We start from the raw sequence: 17,467 nt of genomic DNA on the forward strand, positions 1-17,467 counted from the left end.
CTGCTGATATCGCCGAAAATATGTACATGATCGGGGCGATTTGGTACAATTTTCATCTCGCCAGTTTTCCGCAATAGGCGTACTGCGGATCACATGACCCGTATCGTGAAAACCGGCGACGCCGCCACCTTGCCGTTCTGGCGCCGCCCCATCGCACTTTTGTTCCTTATGGCCGCTGCCATGCCGATTGCGTTCAACACGTGGTCGGCGCTCTTGAACAACTTTGTCATCGACGCCGCCAACTTTGACGGGGCCGATATTGGTCTGCTGCACACGATCCGCGAAATTCCGGGCTTTCTGGCCATCGGTGTCATCGCCATCATCATCTTCGTGCGCGAACAGGTGCTGGGGCTGGTCGCGCTGATCCTGCTGGGGGTGGCCACGGCGATCACCGCGCAATATCCGTCGCTGGGCGGCATCCTGACGCTGACCATGCTCAGTTCGATCGGGTTTCACTACTACGAGACCGTGAACCAGTCGCTGCAACTGCAATGGATCGCCAAGGAAAACGCGCCGCAGGTTCTGGGCTGGCTGCTGGCCACCGGGTCGGCGGCGACCTTCGTGGTGTACCTGGTGATCCTACTGCTGTGGGAGCCGCTGAACCTGACCTATAACATCGTCTACATGGCGGGGGGCTGCGTGACGGCGGCCATCGCCATCTTCGCGATGATCGCCTACCCGCAGTTCGAGGCACCGCATCCGCAGCACAAGCAGTTCATCCTGCGCCGTCGCTATTGGCTCTATTATGCGCTGCAATTCATGGCGGGTGCGCGGCGGCAGATCTTTGTGGTCTTTGCAGGTTTCATGATGGTCGAAAAGTTCGGCTTCGAGGTTGACGAGCTGACCATGCTCTATCTGGTCAACCTGCTGATCAACATGCTGGTCGCACCGCTGCTGGGCCGTGTCGTGCAACGTTATGGCGAGCGCAAGACGCTGGGGGTCGAATACATCGGTCTGGTGCTGGTGTTCCTCAGCTATGGCGGGGTCTATTATCTGGGTTGGGGCATCGCGGTGGCCGCGTTTCTATACGTGGTCGACCATATCTTTTTCGGTCTGGCGCTGGCGTTGAAGACCTATTTCCAGAAAATCGCCGATCCGCAGGACATCGCGCCCACGGCGGCCGTCGCCTTTACCATCAACCACATCGCCGCCGTGGGTCTGCCTGCGCCGCTGGGCCTGCTGTGGCTGGTGTCGCCCGCCGCCGTGTTCTTTCTGGCGGCAGGCATGGCCGCCACGTCGCTGATGCTGGCGCTGCTGATCCCGCGCCACCCGGTTCCGGGGCACGAGACGATCCTGACACCGGTCATGCCCGCCGTGGTCGGATAGGTGCCCGGACCGGTTTCAGAGCAGGGGCGTTTCCTGACCGGGTCCACCATGGGCCATGTGGTGCGGATGACAGCGACGGGGGCCTTTGGCATCACCTTCGTGTTTCTGGTCGATGCGGCGAACCTGCTGTGGCTGAGCCTGTGGGGCGCGCCGCAACAGGTGGCGGCGATTGGTTTCGCCTTTGCGATCCAGTTCTTTTCGGTCTCCATCGGCGTCGGCCTGATGATCGCGGCGACGGCGCTGGTGTCGCGCAGCATCGGGCGGGGCGAACGGGCGCTGGCCCGACAGCAGGCGGGGGCCGCGATTGTCATCGCCGTCGGCATTCAGGCGGTGGTCGCGACGCTGATCGTCACCTTTCGCCATCCGCTGCTGGAACTGTCCGGGGCCACGGGAGAGACTGCGGCGCTTGCCGCGCGGTATCTTGCCATATCCGTGCCCTCGCTGGTGCCGATGGCGGTGTCTCTGGTTGGCTCGGGTGTGCTGCGCGCCGAAGGCTACGGCGCCAAGGCGATGTACGTCACGCTGTTCTCGGGCGTGCTGAGCATGTTCATCGACCCGCCGCTGATCTACTATTACGGGCTGGACGGCGCTGCCATCGGCCTGGTGGTGTTTCGCGTCAGCCTGCTGGGGCTGGCGATTTATTATGCGATCATCCAGATGAACCTGATCGACCGCCCCGACGCTGCGATGGTGCGGCGCATCTTGCGCCCCTTCATGGTGGTGGCGCTGCCCGCCATCGCCACGCAGATGAGCACCCCTGCGGGCAACTATTTCCTGACGATCATCATGGCGCCCTTCGGTGACGATGCGGTCGCGGCCTGGGCCGTGGTCGGGCGGCTGACGGTGCTGGTCTTTGGTGGTATCTTTGCGCTGTCGGGGGCCATCGGCGGCATCTTTGGCCAGAACTATGGCGCGGGCCAGTTCGACCGGCTGCGCAGCACCTATCGCGACGCGCTGGTGTTCTGCGCGCTTTATACGCTGGTTGCCTGGGCGCTGCTGTGGACGGCGATCCCTTACGTCAGCGTGCTGTTCGGTCTGAAGGGACAGGGGGCCGAGGTGCTGCACGCCTTTGCCGGGGTTGGTGTGGGAGCGTTCATGTTCGTCGGCGCGCTGTTCGTGTCCAACGCCGCGTTCAACAATCTGGGCAAGCCCGGACGCTCGACGCTGCTGAACTGGCTCAAGGACGGCGTGCTGAGCTGGCCTGCGGCGATGCTGCTGGCGGGCAGCTTCGGGGCGGCGGGCGTGATCTATGGGCAGGCGCTGGGCGGGGCGGTCATGGGCATACTGGCGGCAAGCTGGGGCTGGCGCTATGTGGCGCGGCTGGGTCCGCAATCGGACATTGACCCCGCGCCGCCACGCCCCTATCCGAATCTGGACCGCTTTCGGAGACGTTAAATGCCTACATATACAGCCCTCACCACCCTGACAGGTAAAACCGCAGCAGAGGCGCTGGGCGCCGCGATGGAGCGGCTGGAGCCTGAACCCACCGGCATCGGCGTGTTCGAGGTCGAGGACGGATCGGGCCTGTGGGAGGTCGGCGGATATTTTTCCGAGCGTCCCGACGAGACCGGGCTGATGCTGCTGGCGACTGCGATGGAGGCGAAACCCTTCGTGATTTCGGAACTGCCCGAAACCGACTGGGTGGCCCATGTGCGCCGCGAACTGGCCCCGGTCGAGGCGGGGCGGTTCTTTGTCTATGGCAGCCATGATGCCGACAAGGTGCCCGAAGGCAGCGTGCCGCTGCTGATCGAGGCGGCGATGGCGTTCGGGACCGGGCACCACGGCACCACGCTGGGCTGCTTGCGCGCGCTGGACCGGTTGGCAAGCGACGGCTGGAAGGCAGACCGCGTGGCCGACATCGGTTGCGGCACCGCCGTGCTGGCGATGGCCGCGGCGCGGATCTGGCAGGGCGACGTGATCGCCAGCGACATCGACGAGGTGGCGGTGGACGTGGCCGAGGCCAACCTGGCGGCCAACGACATGGCGGGTGCTGTCAGATGCGTCGAGGCGGCAGGCTTTGACCATCGGGATCTGCGGGCGCTGGCGCCCTATGACCTGATCTTTGCCAATATCCTGAAAGGTCCGCTGGTCGCGCTGGCCCCCGATATCGCGGCAAATCTGCGCGCTGATGGCATCGCGATTCTGTCCGGTATCCTGAACGAGCAGGCAGAGGACGTTTTGGCCCACTATTTCGAAGCTGGACACAGTCTGGATCACCGAGAGGTCATTGGTGACTGGACGACGCTTACTGTCAGAAAAAGACCGTGAGAAATGCCGCTTTTAAGGCTTAATTGAACGATTTGCCCAGATTTTGCCACATTTCAGCGGCATATAGTTGAGGCAATTCGGTGGGGGCCGAACCGCGAGAGGCTGCCATGGTTGAGACCAAGCAAAACTTCGATTCCCGCCTGCGTGTCCTGACGCGCAAGCACCGCCGGATGGCCAACGGATACACCACCCGCCTGCGCGGCGACGGGTTGATCGTGGTCAAGCCGAAACGCCGCAAGGCCCAGTTCCCGCTGAAAGGCGCGCTGCTGGTTCTTGCGGGCTTCTTCGCCTTCAAGGCATTCATGCTGATTTCGCTGGGCGAGCTGACCTATGCCGACCGGCTGGCCAGGCTGCAAAACGGCACGATTGTCGAACAGGCCGGGGCCTGGGTTATGCAGGCCGACCCTGTTACAAAAACAATCGTGACTTTTACGCGCGTCAATCTACTTTGAACATTTCGGTAAGGTAAGGGGTTATGGGCCGTCTCGATCTGTGATCGCGGCGGCCTTTTTATTTGGTATCTTTGTGCTGTCGCCGGGACGCTGGACACAAAAAAACCGCTCACCCGGAAGGGGAAGCGGTTTTTCTTATCCGGGGCGTGAAACGCGTGCCGAGGGAGGGGCGGCAGCGGCGCTTCCGCGCGGATTAACGGCGGAAAACCACCGAGTCGATATCGCCACGGATCAGGCCGATGTCTTGCAGTTCACGGTCGCTCAGGGCGGACAGAGCTTTGCGGGTGACGCGCGCGTCGTTCCATGCCATCACCGAAGCGATGAAGTTGAAAACGGAGCGGCTGATACGGCCTGCTACAATAGCGGAGCCGTATGTGGTGCGGGTGGTGTCGAAAGCAGCCATTGGTGCAGTCCTCTTTTAAATGATTTGCGTTATCTCGTCGTTCTGAGTGGCACATAGTTCGCCTCTTTTCGCGCCACAAGCCGTCAAGTTTGCATGTGAGATATGCGAAAATCACATGGGTTGGGCAAAACGTTACTTTTTTCTTGACAGGCCTGTGCGGCGGCCCGAATTGCTGTCGCTTTTTTGAGCCGAAGGGGCGGATTCGACCCGCGTCTGCCGCTTTTTGCGGCAAACCCGTCGATGACCGCCTGCGCCTTAGCTCTTGGCGGATGTTCGCGTTTCGTGCTACTTGTCGCCCAAAGCGGCAAAAACGCCACAATCGAGACCGGGCAGGGCAAGACATATGACACGGATTTTGGGCATCGACCCCGGATTGCGCAACCTTGGGTGGGGCGTGATCGACATGACCGGATCGCGGCTGACCCATGTGGCGAACGGCATTTGCCATTCGCTGCCGGGGGATCTGGCGGACAGGCTGTTGTCGCTGCACAGCCAGTTGACCGAAGTGATCCGTCAATACAGGCCCGATGCGGCGGCGGTCGAGCAGACATTCGTGAACAAGGACGGGGCCGGCACGCTGAAACTGGGTCAGGCGCGCGGCATCGCGATGCTGGTGCCGGCGCAGGCGGGGCTGAAGGTGGGCGAATATTCCCCCAACACGGTAAAAAAGACCGTCGTCGGCGTGGGTCATGCGGCCAAGGTGCAGGTGCTGCACATGGTGCAGATGCAACTGCCCGGTGCCGTCATCGTGGGGCCGGATGCGGCGGATGCGCTGGCGATAGCCATCTGCCACGCGCATCATGGTCCCACGGGCGGTCTGGCTGCGGCAGTGGAACGGGCACGCGCATGATCGGCAAACTTACCGGACGGATCGACTACCGCGCCTTGGACCATGTGCTGCTGGATGTGAACGGCGTGGGCTATCTGGTCTATTGTTCTGACCGCACGCTGGCGGCTTTGCCCGGAAACGGGCAGGTTGCTGCGCTTTATACCGATCTGGTGGTGCGCGAGGACCTAATGCAGCTTTTCGGCTTTACCACACTGGTCGAAAAGGAATGGCACCGCCTGCTGGTGTCGGTGCAGGGCGTGGGGGCAAAGGCATCGCTGGCAATCCTGGGCGCGCTTGGCCCCGACGGCGTGGGCCGCGCGATTGCCCTGGGCGACTGGAACGCGGTCAAGGCGGCCAAGGGCGTTGGACCCAAGATCGCGCAGCGCGTGGTGTTGGACCTTAAGGACAAGGCCCCCGGCCTGATGGCGATGGGTGGCACCGTGGCTCAGGCGATGGGCGACGAGAGCCCAGAGGTGATCGAGACCCCGGCACGCAAGGCCGCACCCGCGCCCACGCCCACGGCGCAGGCAGATGCGCTGTCGGCCCTGGCCAACCTCGGCTATGGACCGGGCGATGCGGCGGGGGCGGTGGCGCAGGCGGCGAATGATGATCCGCAGGCCGACACGCCGACGTTGATCCGCGCCGCGCTGAAACTGCTGGCACCGAAGGGGTAGGGCATGAGCGACATCGACCCCACCGTGCGGCCCGAGCCGCTGCCCGAGGACGGGTTTGACCGCGCGCTGCGGCCGCAGATGCTGGATGATTTCGTGGGGCAGGCCGAGGCGCGCGCAAACCTGCGGGTGTTCATCCAGTCGGCCCGCCAGCGCGGCGAGGCGATGGATCACACGCTGTTTCATGGGCCCCCCGGATTGGGCAAGACGACGCTGGCGCAGATCATGTCGCGCGAGTTGGGGGTGAACTTTCGCATGACGTCGGGGCCGGTTCTGGCCAAGGCGGGGGACCTGGCGGCGATCCTGACCAACCTGGAAGCACGGGATGTGCTGTTCATCGACGAGATCCACCGGCTGAACCCGGTGGTCGAGGAGGTGCTGTACCCGGCGCTGGAGGATTTCGAGCTGGATCTGGTGATCGGCGAGGGGCCGGCGGCGCGCACCGTGCGGATTGAATTGCAGCCCTTCACGCTGGTGGGGGCCACGACGCGGATGGGGCTTTTGACCACGCCGCTGCGCGACCGGTTCGGAATACCGACGCGGCTGAATTTCTACACCGAGGACGAGTTGTTTCAGATCGTCACCGGCAATGCACGCAAGCTGGGCGCGCCCGCGGACGAAGGCGGTGCGCGCGAGATAGCGCGGCGGGCGCGGGGCACGCCACGGATCGCCGGGCGGTTGCTGCGGCGGGTGGTGGACTTTGCCGTGGTCGAGGGCGACGGGCGTGTGACCAAGGAACTGGCCGACAGCGCGCTGACGCGACTGGGCGTGGACCATCTGGGGCTGGACGGGGCCGACCGGCGCTATTTGCGGCTGATCGCGGAGAACTATGGTGGCGGACCCGTGGGGATCGAGACGCTGAGTGCGGCATTGAGCGAAAGCCGCGACTCGCTGGAAGACGTGATCGAGCCGTTCATGCTGCAGCAGGGGCTGATCCAGCGCACGCCGCGCGGGCGGATGCTGGCAGCGAAGGCCTGGGCGCACCTGGGACTGGACGCGCCGCGCGGACCTGACGATTTGTTTGGTTGAGGCTGGCGTTCATAACTTTTATGCCTTCGGCGAGGATATTTGAGGCCAAAAGAAACCATGACAGCTGACCAGATCGAAGCCTTGTTCACCCGCGCCGACGGATCATATGCCTTTGCCCGCTGGGGGCGCCCGATCGCACCGATCGCCTTTGGTGTCGAAGATGAAACGCTGGGTGTCATCAAGGGCGCGATCGAGGCGGTCTGTACGCTGGCGGGGCACGAGACCACGGATATGGACCCCGAACTGGGCAGCAATTTCATGTGGTTCTTCTTCAGCGACTGGGACGAGTTGCTGGAGGTGCCGGGACTGGACCGGCTGGTGAAGGATCTGGTGCCGCTGGTCGCGCGGTTGAAGGCGGCGGAGGCCAACCAGTACCGTGCGTTCCGGTTCGATGCGGCGGGCGGGATCAAGGCCTGTTTCGTGTTCGTGCGCATGGACGACGCGTTGACGGCACTGCCTGCCGACACGCTGGTGCTGGGGCAGGTGGCGCAGTCGATCGTGCTGTGGTCGGATATGGCCTTTGTGGCAAGCTCGCCGCTGGGGATCGTCGGTCAGGCCACGGTGCTGCGCCCCGACATCGCGGAGGTGATCCGCGCGGCCTATGATCCGGTGATGCCGGTGGCGGCGCGCGATGCGTCACATGCGCTGCGGCTGGCCGCAAGGATGGAGGTGCAGGGTGGCGCATGAGTTTCCCGTTACAGTTTATTACGAAGACACCGACATGGCGGGGATCGTCTATTACGCCAATTATCTGCGGTTTATTGAGCGCGCGCGGTCGGAAATCGTCGAGGACCTAGGCGTGGATCAACGCGCCATGCGCGCCGAGGGCGTTGTTTTCGCGGTTACACGCGTGGAGGCGGATTATGTCGGATCGGCCCGTCTGGGCGACCGTTTGAGGGTGGTCACCACCCATCAGCCGGTGGGTGCGGTGCGCTGGGTGTTCGACCAGCAGGTGCTTTTGGGCGACAGGGTGATCTTTCGCGCCAAGGTGACGGCGGCGTGCATGTCCACCGAGGGGCGGCCCACCCGGCTTCCAGCGAAAATACGCGCATTGAATGACCTCTGAACGCCGGTTGCCGCCATTGTGATAGCTTTCTGCTTGGACTTTCGTTAGATTCCCGACAGGGAAGGCTGGACATAACAGCCGCAGATAAAGAGCAGGCAGATGGAAGCAGAAACGCTGGCTTTGGCGCAGGAGATAGATTTCTCTCTGTGGGGCCTTTTCGCACGCGCCACATTTACAGTTAAACTTGTCATGATCATTCTGGTCGTCGCGTCTTTCTGGGCGTGGTCGATCATCGTGCAAAAGCTGATCCGCTACCGCGCGGCGCAGGCCGAAGCCGCGCGCTTTGACGAGCGATTCTGGTCGGGCGAGCCGCTGGACGAGTTGTTCGACGAGATCGGACCGGACCCGAACGGCAGCGCCGAGAAGATATTTGCGGCGGGCATGACGGAATGGCGGCGCTCGCACCGGGACGACGGCGGCCTGATCGCAGGGGCGACCGCGCGGATCGACCGCAGCATGGACGTGGCGATCAACAAGGAAGCCGACAAGTTGCAAAAGGGGCTTACGGTTCTGGCGACGGTCGGATCGACGGCACCGTTCATCGGTCTGTTCGGGACGGTCATCGGGATCATGAACGCCTTCATCGAGATTGCGGAGCAGCAGAACACCAGCCTTGCCGTCGTGGCACCGGGCATCGCAGAGGCGCTGCTGGCCACGGGCCTTGGCCTGCTGGCTGCGATCCCTGCCGTTATCCTTTATAACAAGCTGACGTCGGACAGCGACCGCATCATCGCGGGCTACGAGGCGTTTTCCGACGAATTCGCCACCATCCTGTCACGCCAGTTGGACAGCTGAGCCATGGGTGCAGGTGTCATAGCGAAAGACGGTGGCGGCGGGGGCGGCAAGCGGCGCAGGCGCGCCCGTGCGCGGCCCATGGCCGAGATCAACGTCACGCCCTTCGTGGACGTGATGCTGGTGCTTTTGATCATTTTCATGGTCGCGGCCCCGCTGCTGACGGTGGGCGTTCCGGTGGAACTGCCCAAGACCGCCGCTGGTGCGCTGGCCGCGGATCAGGAAGAGCCGTTGACGGTCACCATCACCTCGACGGGGTCGGTGCAGATCCAGACGACCGAGACGGCGCGCGATCAGCTGGTCCTGAAACTGCGCGCGATTGCCGCCGAGCGTGACAGCGACCGGGTGTTTCTGCGTGCCGACGGTGCGGTGCCCTATAGCGACGTGATGCAGATCATGGGCGCGCTGAATGCGGGCGGATTTTCCAATATTGGTCTGGTGACCGACACCGGCGGTCCTGCGCTGGACGGCACGGACGCGTCGGGCGGGTAAGCCACAGTGCACGCAGGGCATGTCATATCGGGTGCAGGTCATATCGGCCTGATCGGCTGGTTGCTGTTTGGCGGCGTGTTCCAGTCCGAGCCGCTGCCGTTTCAGGCCACGGATATTTCCGTCATTTCGACCGAGGATTACGAGGCGCTGGTCGCGGCACAGCAGGCCCCCCAGTCGGGGACCGAAGTGGCGCAACCCGAGGCACCGACCGTCGAGGACAGCGCCGCGACACCGCCGCCCGCCGAGACCGAAGTGACGCCGCCGCCACCGCCCGAGGTGACGCAAGCACCCGAGCCCGAAACCGTGCCGGAGGTGCCGCAGCCCGCGCCGCCCGTGGCCGTGGTCGAGGACAGCCCGCCCCAGCAGCCCAGCCCGCCCGAGGATGTGGCCGTGCTGGTGCCGCAGGTCAGCGACCGTCCGGTGCCGCGCCCGTCCGAGCGTGTGGCGCCCGAGCCTGTCGCAGCACCGCCGCCCGAGGCGCAGCCCGATCCGGTGCAGCAAGAGGCCGTGACCCCCGAAGACACCGGCGAGACCGTGCAGGAGCCGCAGGAGGCGACAGCACCCGAGGAGGCCGCGACCGAGATCGTGACCGAGGCGGAACAGCCAAGTTCGGCCCCCAACGCGTCACCGCGCCCGCCAGCGCGCCCGACACCGCCCGTGCGCACCGCAGTTGCCGAGCCTGCGGAAACACCCGCACCGACGCCGCCCGCACCTACGCCGACGTCCGAGCCCACGCCCGAGACGCCGCCCGCGACCAGCAGCAGCACCAGTGACGCGGTGGATGCAGCCCTTGCCGAAGCGCTTGGCGGGGCCACATCTGACCCTGAGCCTGCGGTTCCGACCGGGCCTCCGTTGTCTGCGGGTGAGAAGGATGCGTTGCGGGTGGCGGTATCAAGCTGCTGGAACGTGGGGTCCTTGTCGTCCGAGGCCTTGCGCACCACAGTGGTGGTGACAGTGTCGATGACGCCCGACGCCCGGCCCGTGACCTCGTCCATCCGGATGACGGGCAGTTCGGGCGGATCTGACGGCGCTGCCGGTCAGGCGTTCGAAGCCGCGCGCCGTGCGATCATCCGCTGCGGTGCAAGTGGATTTAACCTGCCGTCCGAAAAATACGGGCAATGGCAAGAAATAGAAATGACGTTCAATCCTGAAAGGATGCGCATCAAATGATCTGGCGAATTCTCGTTTGCATGATGGCCGTTCTGGCCTGGACCGCCCCAATCGCGCAGGCCCAGCAGGGCCCGCTGCGGATCGAGATCACCGAAGGGGTGATCGAACCCTTGCCCTTCGCGGTTCCGGCCTTTGTGCCCGAAACCGGCGAAAGCGCGCAGATGGGGCAGCAATTGGCGCAACTGGTGGCGGCCGATCTGATCGGCACCGGCCTGTTCCGCGAAGTGCCGGCCTCGGCCTTTATCAGCGGGGTGAATGACTTCAACGCGCCGATCCAATATGCCGACTGGAAGGCCGTGAACGCGCAGGCGCTGATCACCGGGGCGGTTGCCGTGTCGGGTGAACAGATGACCGTGAAATTCCGCGTCTACGACGTGTTTTCCGGTGCCGAACTGGGCAGCGGCCTGCAATTCGCAGGCACCACATCGGGCTGGCGGCGCATGGGTCACAAGGTGGCCGATGCCGTCTACAGCCGCATCACCGGCGAAAGCGGTTACTTCGACAGCCGCGTCGTGTTCGTGTCCGAAACCGGGGCCAAGGCCGACCGTCAGAAGCGGCTGGCGGTGATGGATTACGACGGGGCCAACGTGCAGTACCTGACGGGCAGTGAAAGCATCGTGCTGGCGCCGCGATTCTCGAAATCGGGCGACCGGGTGCTTTATACCAGCTACGAGACCGGCTTTCCGCGCATCTTCGTGCTGGACGTGGGCAGCGTGCAGCGCCGTGTTCTGGAAAGCCAGGAGGGCACCATGAGCTTTGCGCCGCGGTTTCATCCCAACGGGCAGACAGTGGTCTATTCGCTGAGCCGGGGGGCCAACACCGACATCTATACCATGGACATCAACTCGGGGCAGGCGACGCGCCTGACCTCGGCCCCGTCGATCGAGACTGCACCCAGCTATTCGCCCGACGGCAGCCAGATCGTGTTCGAGAGCGACCGCTCGGGCACCCAGCAGCTTTACGTGATGTCCGCAAGCGGCGGCGAGCCGACGCGGATTTCCTTTGGCGAGGGGCGCTATGGCACGCCCGTCTGGTCGCCGCGCGGCGATCTGATCGCGTTCACCAAACAGTCGAAGGGGCGTTTCCACATCGGCGTGATGCGGGTGGATGGCAGCGAAGAGCGGCTGTTGACGGCCTCGTTCCTGGATGAGGGTCCGACCTGGGCCCCGAACGGGCGGGTCATCATGTTCACCCGCGAAACCCAGGGGGAATCGGGCCGCGCGACGCTCTATTCGGTGGACATTACGGGTCGCAACCTGCGCCCGGTGCGCACCCCCGAGGGTGCGTCGGACCCAAGCTGGGGCCCGCTACAGAATTAAGCCGCACGATTCCCCTTGGCGGGCAAGCGTGCTAGAGTGAACCGAACGCGAGACATAGAACTCAATTCAAAAGGCATTAAGCAATGAAACTCTCGACTAAATTCGTGATGCTGGCAGGCGTGCTGGCACTGGCGGCCTGTACCAACCCCGACCGCTTTGGCGCGGATGGAGCCAATGGCATGGGCACCGGCAGCGGCATGATCGGTGGCGGGGCCCCCGGCAGCGCAAGCGATCCCACCTCGGTTGCGTATTTCCAGCAATCGGTCGGTGACCGGGTTCTGTTCCTGGTCGACCAGTCGACCCTGACCGAGGAAGGGCGCGCGACGCTGAACCAGCAAGCCATCTGGCTGAACCAGAACGTCGACTACACCGCCATCATCGAAGGCCATGCCGACGAGCAGGGCACGCGCGAATACAACCTTGCCCTGGGCGCACGTCGTGCCGATGCGGCGCGGGCCTACCTGATCAACCAGGGTGTTCCGGCAGGCCGTCTGCGGACGATCAGCTATGGCAAGGAACGGCCGATCGAAGTGTGCAGCAACGAAGCATGCTATGCAAAGAACCGCCGCGCTGTGACAGTGCTGGCCGGTGGATTGACGGGGTAAAGTGATGCGACGTTTCGCAGTTCTGGTGACCGTTCTGGCCCTGATGGGTCCGACGACGGGTATGGCGCAATCGGCGGATGGCAGCACATTGGCTGACATCCGGCAGGAGCTGACCATATTGAACGTGGAAATCCAGAAGCTGCGACGCGAGCTTTCGACAACCGGGTCGGCTTCGGTGAACTTGCCGGAGGGCGGCACGCTCGACCGGCTGAATGCCATCGAGTCCGAATTGCAGCGGGTGACGGCCAAGACCGAGCAGCTGGAGTTCCGCATCGGTCGGGTGGTCGAGGACGGCACCAACCGCATCGGTGACCTGGAGTTCCGATTGGTCGAGCTGGAAGGCGGCGATCTGGGCACATTGGGCGATACGCCGACGTTGGGCGGTGACACCGGCGGGGTCACGCCCTTGCCCGGTCCGGTCGCGAGCGCACCCACGACGACACCTTCGGGTGGCGCGCAACTTGCAACCCAGGAAGAAGCCGATTTTACGCGGGCGTCGGAGGCGCTCGCATCCGGTGACTTTCGCAGCGCCTCAGACCAGTTTGCGGCCTTCAATCAGACCTATCCCGGTGGTCCGCTAGCCGCTGCTGCCGATCTGGGTCGTGGCAAGGCGCTTGAGGCTCTGGGCGACACCCGCGAGGCCGCGCGCGCCTATCTGGCATCGTTCTCGGCGGACCAGACCGGCCAGACGGCGCCCGAGGCGCTCTATCTGCTGGGCGTGTCGTTGGGACGTCTGGGCAAGACCGACGAGGCCTGCGTGACCTTGAGCGAGGTGCCATTGCGCTTTGCCGGGACCGATGCGGCGGTTCGCGCACAGACAGAGATGAGCACGCTTGTCTGCGGCTGAGCATGGGTGATCTGCGGCTGACCATGGATGACTCGCCGCTGACCGACGCGATCCTTGGGCAGTTGCAGCCCGAATTGCCTGAAAAACTGGGCCTCGCCGTTTCAGGCGGGGGCGATTCGATGGCGCTGCTGGCGCTGACCGCCGACATAGCCCGTGCGCGGGGCATTTCCCTAAGTGTGATCAGCGTGGATCACGGGCTGCGGTCCGGGGTGCGCGAGGAACTTGCGCTGGTTGGCGATTTCTGCGCCGCCCAACAGCTGCCGCACCATGTGGAAAGCTGGCAGGGCTGGGACGGCACCGGCAACCTTCAGGGGGCGGCGCGCGCGGCGCGCTATCACCTGATCAACCGCTGGGCCGAAGCGCAGGGGATCGACACCGTGCTGCTGGGGCACACCGCAGACGATCAGGCCGAAACGCTGATGATGCGTCTGGCGCGTGGCGCGGGGGTCGATGGCCTGTCGGCGATGGCCGTTCGCCGCCGGCGCGGCGCCGTGACGTATGTGCGCCCCTTGCTGGACATCACCCGCGCCGAATTGCGCGACTATCTCAAGGCCCGGCACATCCGTTGGGCGGACGATCCCAGCAACGAGGACACCAGCTTTGCCCGCGTGGCGATGCGCCGTGCGCTGGCGCAGCTTGGGCCCTTGGGCCTGTCGGCCAAGACCCTCTCGGGCGTGGCGCAGAACATGCGGCAGGCCCGCGATGCGCTTGAGGCGCAGACGCAAACCGCCGCGCAGGACGTCGCATCGGTACATGCGGGCACGGTGCGGTTGGACTTGCAGCCATACGAGGCGCTGCCTGCGGAAATCTCGCGTCGGCTGCTGGTTCATGCTATACTGTGGATCAACGGCGGGGCCTATCCTCCCCGCCGCGGTGGTGTTTCGGCGGTGCAGGCCGCCATCAAGGAACGGCGCACGGTCACGCTGGACGGATGCCAGATCAGCTTTTCCGGCGATCACATGTGGGTGTATCGCGAGTTGAACGCGGTGCGCGACACCCGCAGTGCACCGGATGATCTGTGGGACGGTCGCTGGCGCGTGTCCGGCCCCGGCGATACGGCGCAATTGCATGTGGCCGCATTGGGCGAGGCCGGGCTTGCGACCCGCCCCGACTGGCGCGATCTGGGTCTGCCGCGCGACGCGTTGATGTCGATGCCCGCCGTCTGGCGCGGGCAGGAATTGGTCGCGGCACCGGTCGTTGGTGCCCCGGATGGCTGGAAGGCCGAGGCGACGGGCGCGCAGGATTCCGTTTTTGCCGCACTTCTATCCCGTCAATGATGGTGTTATCGCATTGAACTGAGGGATAGCATGTCTATCTTAGAAGGGTGATCGTGGCGAACTGCCATCTGATCCCGTGAATTTTTTGGGAGAGTGTCCTTTGGGTAATGCACGCAATATCGCGTTTTGGGTTGTCCTGCTGGTCTTGATCGTTTCGCTGTTCAATCTGTTCAGTGGCACAGGCAGCACATTGCAGAGCCGCGAAATCAGCTATTCCGAATTCGTCCAGTCCGTAGAGACCGGCAAGGTCACCAGCGTGACCCTGGACGGAGAGCAGGTGCGCTTTCGCGAAGGCGAGACCGACTATGTCACCATCAAGCCGGCCGATGCCGAGGTGACCAGCCTGTTGATTTCCAACAATGTGCCGGTGAAGGCCGAGCAGCAACAGCAGTCGGGGCTTCAGTCGTTCCTGATGACGTTGCTGCCGTTCCTGCTGCTAATCGGTGTCTGGATCTACTTCATGAACCGGATGCAGGGCGGCGGCAAAGGCGGCGCGATGGGCTTTGGCAAGTCCAAGGCCAAGATGCTGACGGAAAAGTCGGGTCGCGTGACCTTTGACGACGTCGCGGGCATCGACGAGGCCAAGGAAGAGCTGGAAGAGATCGTCGAATTCCTGCGCAACCCGCAGAAATTTTCGCGCCTCGGCGGCAAGATCCCCAAGGGTGCTTTGCTGGTGGGCCCTCCGGGCACCGGTAAGACGCTGCTGGCGCGCGCGATTGCGGGCGAGGCTGGCGTGCCATTCTTTACCATCTCGGGCTCTGACTTTGTCGAGATGTTCGTCGGTGTCGGTGCAAGCCGTGTGCGCGACATGTTCGAGCAGGCCAAGAAGAATGCGCCCTGCATCGTCTTTATCGACGAGATCGACGCCGTGGGTCGCCATCGTGGTGCCGGTTACGGCGGCGGTAACGACGAGCGTGAACAGACGTTGAACCAGCTTCTGGTCGAGATGGACGGCTTCGAGGCGAACGAGGGTGTGATCATTCTGGCCGCGACCAACCGTCGCGACGTGCTGGACCCCGCCCTGCTGCGTCCCGGTCGTTTCGACCGTCAGGTGACCGTGCCCAACCCCGACATCAAGGGCCGCGAGAAGATCTTGAACGTGCACGCGCGCAAGACCCCGCTGGGCCCTGACGTTGATCTGCGGATCATTGCACGCGGCACGCCGGGTTTCTCGGGTGCGGATCTTGCAAACCTCGTGAACGAGGCGGCGCTGATGGCGGCACGTGTGGGCCGACGGTTCGTCACCATGATCGACTTTGAATCCGCCAAGGACAAGGTGATGATGGGCCCCGAGCGGCGCACGATGGTGATGACAGCGGCGCAAAAGGAAATGACCGCCTATCACGAGGCCGGCCACGCGCTGGTGGGGATGTCCCTGCCGAAGTGCGATCCGGTCTACAAGGCGACGATCATTCCGCGCGGCGGTGCCTTGGGCATGGTGATGAGCCTGCCTGAAATGGACCGGCTGAACATGTTCAAGGACGAGTGCAAGCAGCGTCTGGCCATGACCATGGCGGGCAAGGCGGCCGAGATCTTCAAATACGGTGAAGAATCCGTGTCGAACGGCCCCGCGGGCGACATCCAGCAGGCCAGCGCGCTGGCCCGTGCGATGGTTCTGCAATGGGGCATGTCGGACAAGGTCGGCAACATCGACTATTCCGAAGCGGCTCAGGGCTATCAGGGTGCGACGGCGGGGTTCTCGGTCTCGGCCAACACCAAGGAGACGGTCGAGCAGGAAGTGCGCACGTTCATTCAGGACGGATACGACTGGGCGGCCAAGATCATCCGCGAGAAGAACGTCGAATTCGAGCGTCTGGCCCAAGGCCTGCTGGAATACGAGACCCTGACCGGCGACGAGATCAAGCGCGTGATGAACGGTGATCCACCCGTACCGGGCAGCGACGACGAGGGCGGCACACCCGCTGTCGAGGAAAAGCCCAGCTTGACCGCTATCCCGAAGGCGAAGAAGAAAAAGCCGCCATCCTCGGACGGTGGCATGGAACCGGAACCGACTTGATCCTTGGGGGTCTTGGAAGGGTACACATAACGAAGGGCCTCGCTGGTGCGGGGCCTTTTGCTGTCAGGACGAGGGTGCGATGACGATCACGAAGCAGGACGAACTTGAGGGGCTGAAGGCCATCGGCCGGATCGTCGCCGATACGTTGCAGACCATGGCGAAGGCGATGGAGCCGGGCATGACCACGCGCGAGCTGGATGCCATTGGCCGTGCCTTTCTCGACCAAGCGGGTGCGGTCTCTGCGCCGCAGGCCTGCTACGACTTTCCAGGCACGACCTGCATCAGCGTGAACGAGGAAATTGCCCACGGCATCCCGTCGGATCGGATCATCGCGGCGGGTGATCTGGTGAACATCGACGTTTCAGCCTCGAAAAACGGATTTTTCGCGGACACCGGCGCGAGCTTTCAGGTGCCGCCGGTCATCAAACCCACCACCAAGCTGTGCCGGGACGGCAGACGCGCCATGCAGATCGGCATCGCACAGGTCGGCAGTGGCAAGCCGCTGGCGGGGATCGGCAATGCCATCGGGCGCTTTGCATCGGGGCGCGGCTATACGCTGATCCGCAACCTTGCCAGTCACGGCGTGGGCCGGTCGCTGCACGAATACCCCGAAGAGATTGCCACCTGGCCCAATCGCCACGACAAGCGGCGGATCAACAAGGGCCTGGTGCTGACGGTCGAGCCGTTCCTGTCCATGGGCGGGAAGTGGGCGGACGATGGTGATGACGGCTGGACGCTGTATAGTACGCCGCGCGCGCCGGTGGTGCAGTACGAGCATACGGTCGTGGCGACAGACCGGGGTGCGATCATCGTGACGTTGCCGGGCGCCTAGGGTTTCAGGCTGGTGCACGCGCGGGGTCTTTTCTTTTGCCAAGCGTCGCGTCAGATTGCGCCGACATCAGCC

The 17,467-nt window shown here is 64.0% G+C and carries 19 protein-coding genes; 18 read left to right on the forward strand and 1 reads right to left on the reverse strand.

Annotated features, from left to right (window positions below; genetic code table 11):
- The first annotated feature begins 93 nt into the window (after positions 1-93).
- The 4 genes from NTA49_RS13425 to NTA49_RS13440 all read left to right on the forward strand — a co-directional run bounded on the left by NTA49_RS13425 (position 94) and on the right by NTA49_RS13440 (position 4,046).
- Complete coding sequence (locus tag NTA49_RS13425; RefSeq protein WP_261368314.1) at positions 94-1,326, forward strand: MFS transporter; 1,233 nt, start codon at positions 94-96, stop codon at positions 1,324-1,326.
- Entirely contained in the window at positions 1,327-2,721 is a 1,395-nt protein-coding gene (locus NTA49_RS13430; RefSeq protein WP_258295309.1) for an MATE family efflux transporter, read from the forward strand.
- The gene (locus NTA49_RS13435; protein WP_258295310.1) at positions 2,722-3,594 is read left to right on the forward strand and encodes a 50S ribosomal protein L11 methyltransferase; all 873 of its coding nucleotides are present in this window, start codon (positions 2,722-2,724) and stop codon (positions 3,592-3,594) included.
- A 107-nt stretch (positions 3,595-3,701) separates the two neighbouring features.
- The gene (locus tag NTA49_RS13440; protein ID WP_258295311.1) at positions 3,702-4,046 is read left to right on the forward strand and encodes a hypothetical protein; all 345 of its coding nucleotides are present in this window, start codon (positions 3,702-3,704) and stop codon (positions 4,044-4,046) included.
- A 193-nt stretch (positions 4,047-4,239) separates the two neighbouring features.
- Here the strand turns inward: NTA49_RS13440 and NTA49_RS13445 are convergent, their stop codons facing one another.
- On the reverse strand, positions 4,240-4,449 hold the full coding sequence (locus NTA49_RS13445) for a DUF1127 domain-containing protein (RefSeq protein ID WP_258295312.1): 210 nt from the start codon (positions 4,447-4,449) through the stop codon (positions 4,240-4,242).
- 343 nt (positions 4,450-4,792) lie between these two features.
- On the opposite strand from NTA49_RS13445, the gene ruvC reads away from it, so the two are divergent.
- The 14 genes from ruvC (at position 4,793) to map (ending at position 17,395) form a co-directional block, all read left to right on the forward strand.
- On the forward strand, positions 4,793-5,299 hold the full coding sequence (gene ruvC, locus NTA49_RS13450) for a crossover junction endodeoxyribonuclease RuvC (RefSeq protein WP_258295313.1): 507 nt from the start codon (positions 4,793-4,795) through the stop codon (positions 5,297-5,299).
- A complete protein-coding gene (ruvA, locus tag NTA49_RS13455; protein WP_258295314.1) occupies positions 5,296-5,952 on the forward strand; it encodes a Holliday junction branch migration protein RuvA in 657 nt (218 codons plus the stop codon). The genes ruvC and ruvA overlap by 4 nt, the downstream gene beginning before the upstream one ends.
- A 3-nt stretch (positions 5,953-5,955) precedes the next feature.
- Positions 5,956-6,978 (forward strand): Holliday junction branch migration DNA helicase RuvB, encoded by a 1,023-nt coding sequence (ruvB, locus tag NTA49_RS13460; RefSeq protein ID WP_258295315.1) that lies wholly within the window; start codon positions 5,956-5,958, stop codon positions 6,976-6,978.
- 57 nt (positions 6,979-7,035) lie between these two features.
- Positions 7,036-7,665, forward strand: coding sequence for a hypothetical protein (locus NTA49_RS13465; protein WP_258295316.1), 630 nt, complete (start codon positions 7,036-7,038; stop codon positions 7,663-7,665).
- The gene (locus tag NTA49_RS13470; protein WP_332844292.1) at positions 7,655-8,044 is read left to right on the forward strand and encodes a YbgC/FadM family acyl-CoA thioesterase; all 390 of its coding nucleotides are present in this window, start codon (positions 7,655-7,657) and stop codon (positions 8,042-8,044) included. Before NTA49_RS13465 ends, NTA49_RS13470 begins: the two co-directional genes overlap by 11 nt.
- Before the next feature lie 99 nt (positions 8,045-8,143).
- A complete protein-coding gene (gene tolQ, locus NTA49_RS13475) occupies positions 8,144-8,839 on the forward strand; it encodes a protein TolQ (RefSeq protein WP_258295317.1) in 696 nt (231 codons plus the stop codon).
- A gap of 3 nt (positions 8,840-8,842) precedes the next feature.
- Positions 8,843-9,328 (forward strand): protein TolR, encoded by a 486-nt coding sequence (tolR, locus tag NTA49_RS13480; protein WP_258295318.1) that lies wholly within the window; start codon positions 8,843-8,845, stop codon positions 9,326-9,328.
- Positions 9,329-9,334: 6 nt separating this feature from the next.
- Positions 9,335-10,498: a hypothetical protein gene (locus tag NTA49_RS13485; RefSeq protein ID WP_258295319.1), complete on the forward strand. Its 1,164-nt coding sequence runs from the start codon at positions 9,335-9,337 to the stop codon at positions 10,496-10,498.
- On the forward strand, positions 10,495-11,817 hold the full coding sequence (gene tolB, locus NTA49_RS13490; protein WP_258295320.1) for a Tol-Pal system beta propeller repeat protein TolB: 1,323 nt from the start codon (positions 10,495-10,497) through the stop codon (positions 11,815-11,817). The genes NTA49_RS13485 and tolB overlap by 4 nt, the downstream gene beginning before the upstream one ends.
- A gap of 83 nt (positions 11,818-11,900) precedes the next feature.
- Positions 11,901-12,422, forward strand: a complete 522-nt coding sequence (gene pal / locus NTA49_RS13495; protein ID WP_258295321.1) for a peptidoglycan-associated lipoprotein Pal — start codon at positions 11,901-11,903, stop codon at positions 12,420-12,422.
- Positions 12,423-12,426: 4 nt separating this feature from the next.
- The gene (gene ybgF / locus NTA49_RS13500) at positions 12,427-13,269 is read left to right on the forward strand and encodes a tol-pal system protein YbgF (protein WP_258295322.1); all 843 of its coding nucleotides are present in this window, start codon (positions 12,427-12,429) and stop codon (positions 13,267-13,269) included.
- 2 nt (positions 13,270-13,271) lie between these two features.
- Positions 13,272-14,546 carry a tRNA lysidine(34) synthetase TilS gene (gene tilS, locus NTA49_RS13505; RefSeq protein ID WP_258295323.1) on the forward strand — a complete coding sequence of 425 codons (1,275 nt, stop codon included), beginning with the start codon at positions 13,272-13,274 and terminating at the stop codon, positions 14,544-14,546.
- Positions 14,547-14,646: 100 nt separating this feature from the next.
- The gene (gene ftsH, locus NTA49_RS13510) at positions 14,647-16,563 is read left to right on the forward strand and encodes an ATP-dependent zinc metalloprotease FtsH (protein WP_258295324.1); all 1,917 of its coding nucleotides are present in this window, start codon (positions 14,647-14,649) and stop codon (positions 16,561-16,563) included.
- 79 nt (positions 16,564-16,642) lie between these two features.
- Entirely contained in the window at positions 16,643-17,395 is a 753-nt protein-coding gene (map, locus tag NTA49_RS13515; RefSeq protein WP_258295325.1) for a type I methionyl aminopeptidase, read from the forward strand.
- Positions 17,396-17,467 lie beyond the last annotated feature (72 nt).

It is taken from the genome of Pseudosulfitobacter koreensis, assembly GCF_024733015.1.
Lineage (GTDB): Bacteria > Pseudomonadota > Alphaproteobacteria > Rhodobacterales > Rhodobacteraceae > Pseudosulfitobacter > Pseudosulfitobacter koreensis.

What these genes read in the sequence shown, in the direction of transcription:
- NTA49_RS13440 (WP_258295311.1), top strand. Translation starts at nt 3,702, where the DNA reads ATGGTTGAGACCAAGCAAAACTTCGATTCCCGCCTGCGTGTCCTGACG.
- tilS (WP_258295323.1), top strand. Translation starts at nt 13,272, where the DNA reads ATGGGTGATCTGCGGCTGACCATGGATGACTCGCCGCTGACCGACGCG.
- ruvA (WP_258295314.1), top strand. Translation starts at nt 5,296, where the DNA reads ATGATCGGCAAACTTACCGGACGGATCGACTACCGCGCCTTGGACCAT.
- pal (WP_258295321.1), top strand. Translation starts at nt 11,901, where the DNA reads ATGAAACTCTCGACTAAATTCGTGATGCTGGCAGGCGTGCTGGCACTG.
- tolQ (WP_258295317.1), top strand. Translation starts at nt 8,144, where the DNA reads ATGGAAGCAGAAACGCTGGCTTTGGCGCAGGAGATAGATTTCTCTCTG.
- NTA49_RS13465 (WP_258295316.1), top strand. Translation starts at nt 7,036, where the DNA reads ATGACAGCTGACCAGATCGAAGCCTTGTTCACCCGCGCCGACGGATCA.
- ybgF (WP_258295322.1), top strand. Translation starts at nt 12,427, where the DNA reads ATGCGACGTTTCGCAGTTCTGGTGACCGTTCTGGCCCTGATGGGTCCG.
- NTA49_RS13435 (WP_258295310.1), top strand. Translation starts at nt 2,722, where the DNA reads ATGCCTACATATACAGCCCTCACCACCCTGACAGGTAAAACCGCAGCA.
- tolR (WP_258295318.1), top strand. Translation starts at nt 8,843, where the DNA reads ATGGGTGCAGGTGTCATAGCGAAAGACGGTGGCGGCGGGGGCGGCAAG.
- tolB (WP_258295320.1), top strand. Translation starts at nt 10,495, where the DNA reads ATGATCTGGCGAATTCTCGTTTGCATGATGGCCGTTCTGGCCTGGACC.
- NTA49_RS13425 (WP_261368314.1), top strand. Translation starts at nt 94, where the DNA reads ATGACCCGTATCGTGAAAACCGGCGACGCCGCCACCTTGCCGTTCTGG.
- map (WP_258295325.1), top strand. Translation starts at nt 16,643, where the DNA reads ATGACGATCACGAAGCAGGACGAACTTGAGGGGCTGAAGGCCATCGGC.
- NTA49_RS13445 (WP_258295312.1), bottom strand. Translation starts at nt 4,449, where the DNA reads ATGGCTGCTTTCGACACCACCCGCACCACATACGGCTCCGCTATTGTA.
- ruvB (WP_258295315.1), top strand. Translation starts at nt 5,956, where the DNA reads ATGAGCGACATCGACCCCACCGTGCGGCCCGAGCCGCTGCCCGAGGAC.
- ruvC (WP_258295313.1), top strand. Translation starts at nt 4,793, where the DNA reads ATGACACGGATTTTGGGCATCGACCCCGGATTGCGCAACCTTGGGTGG.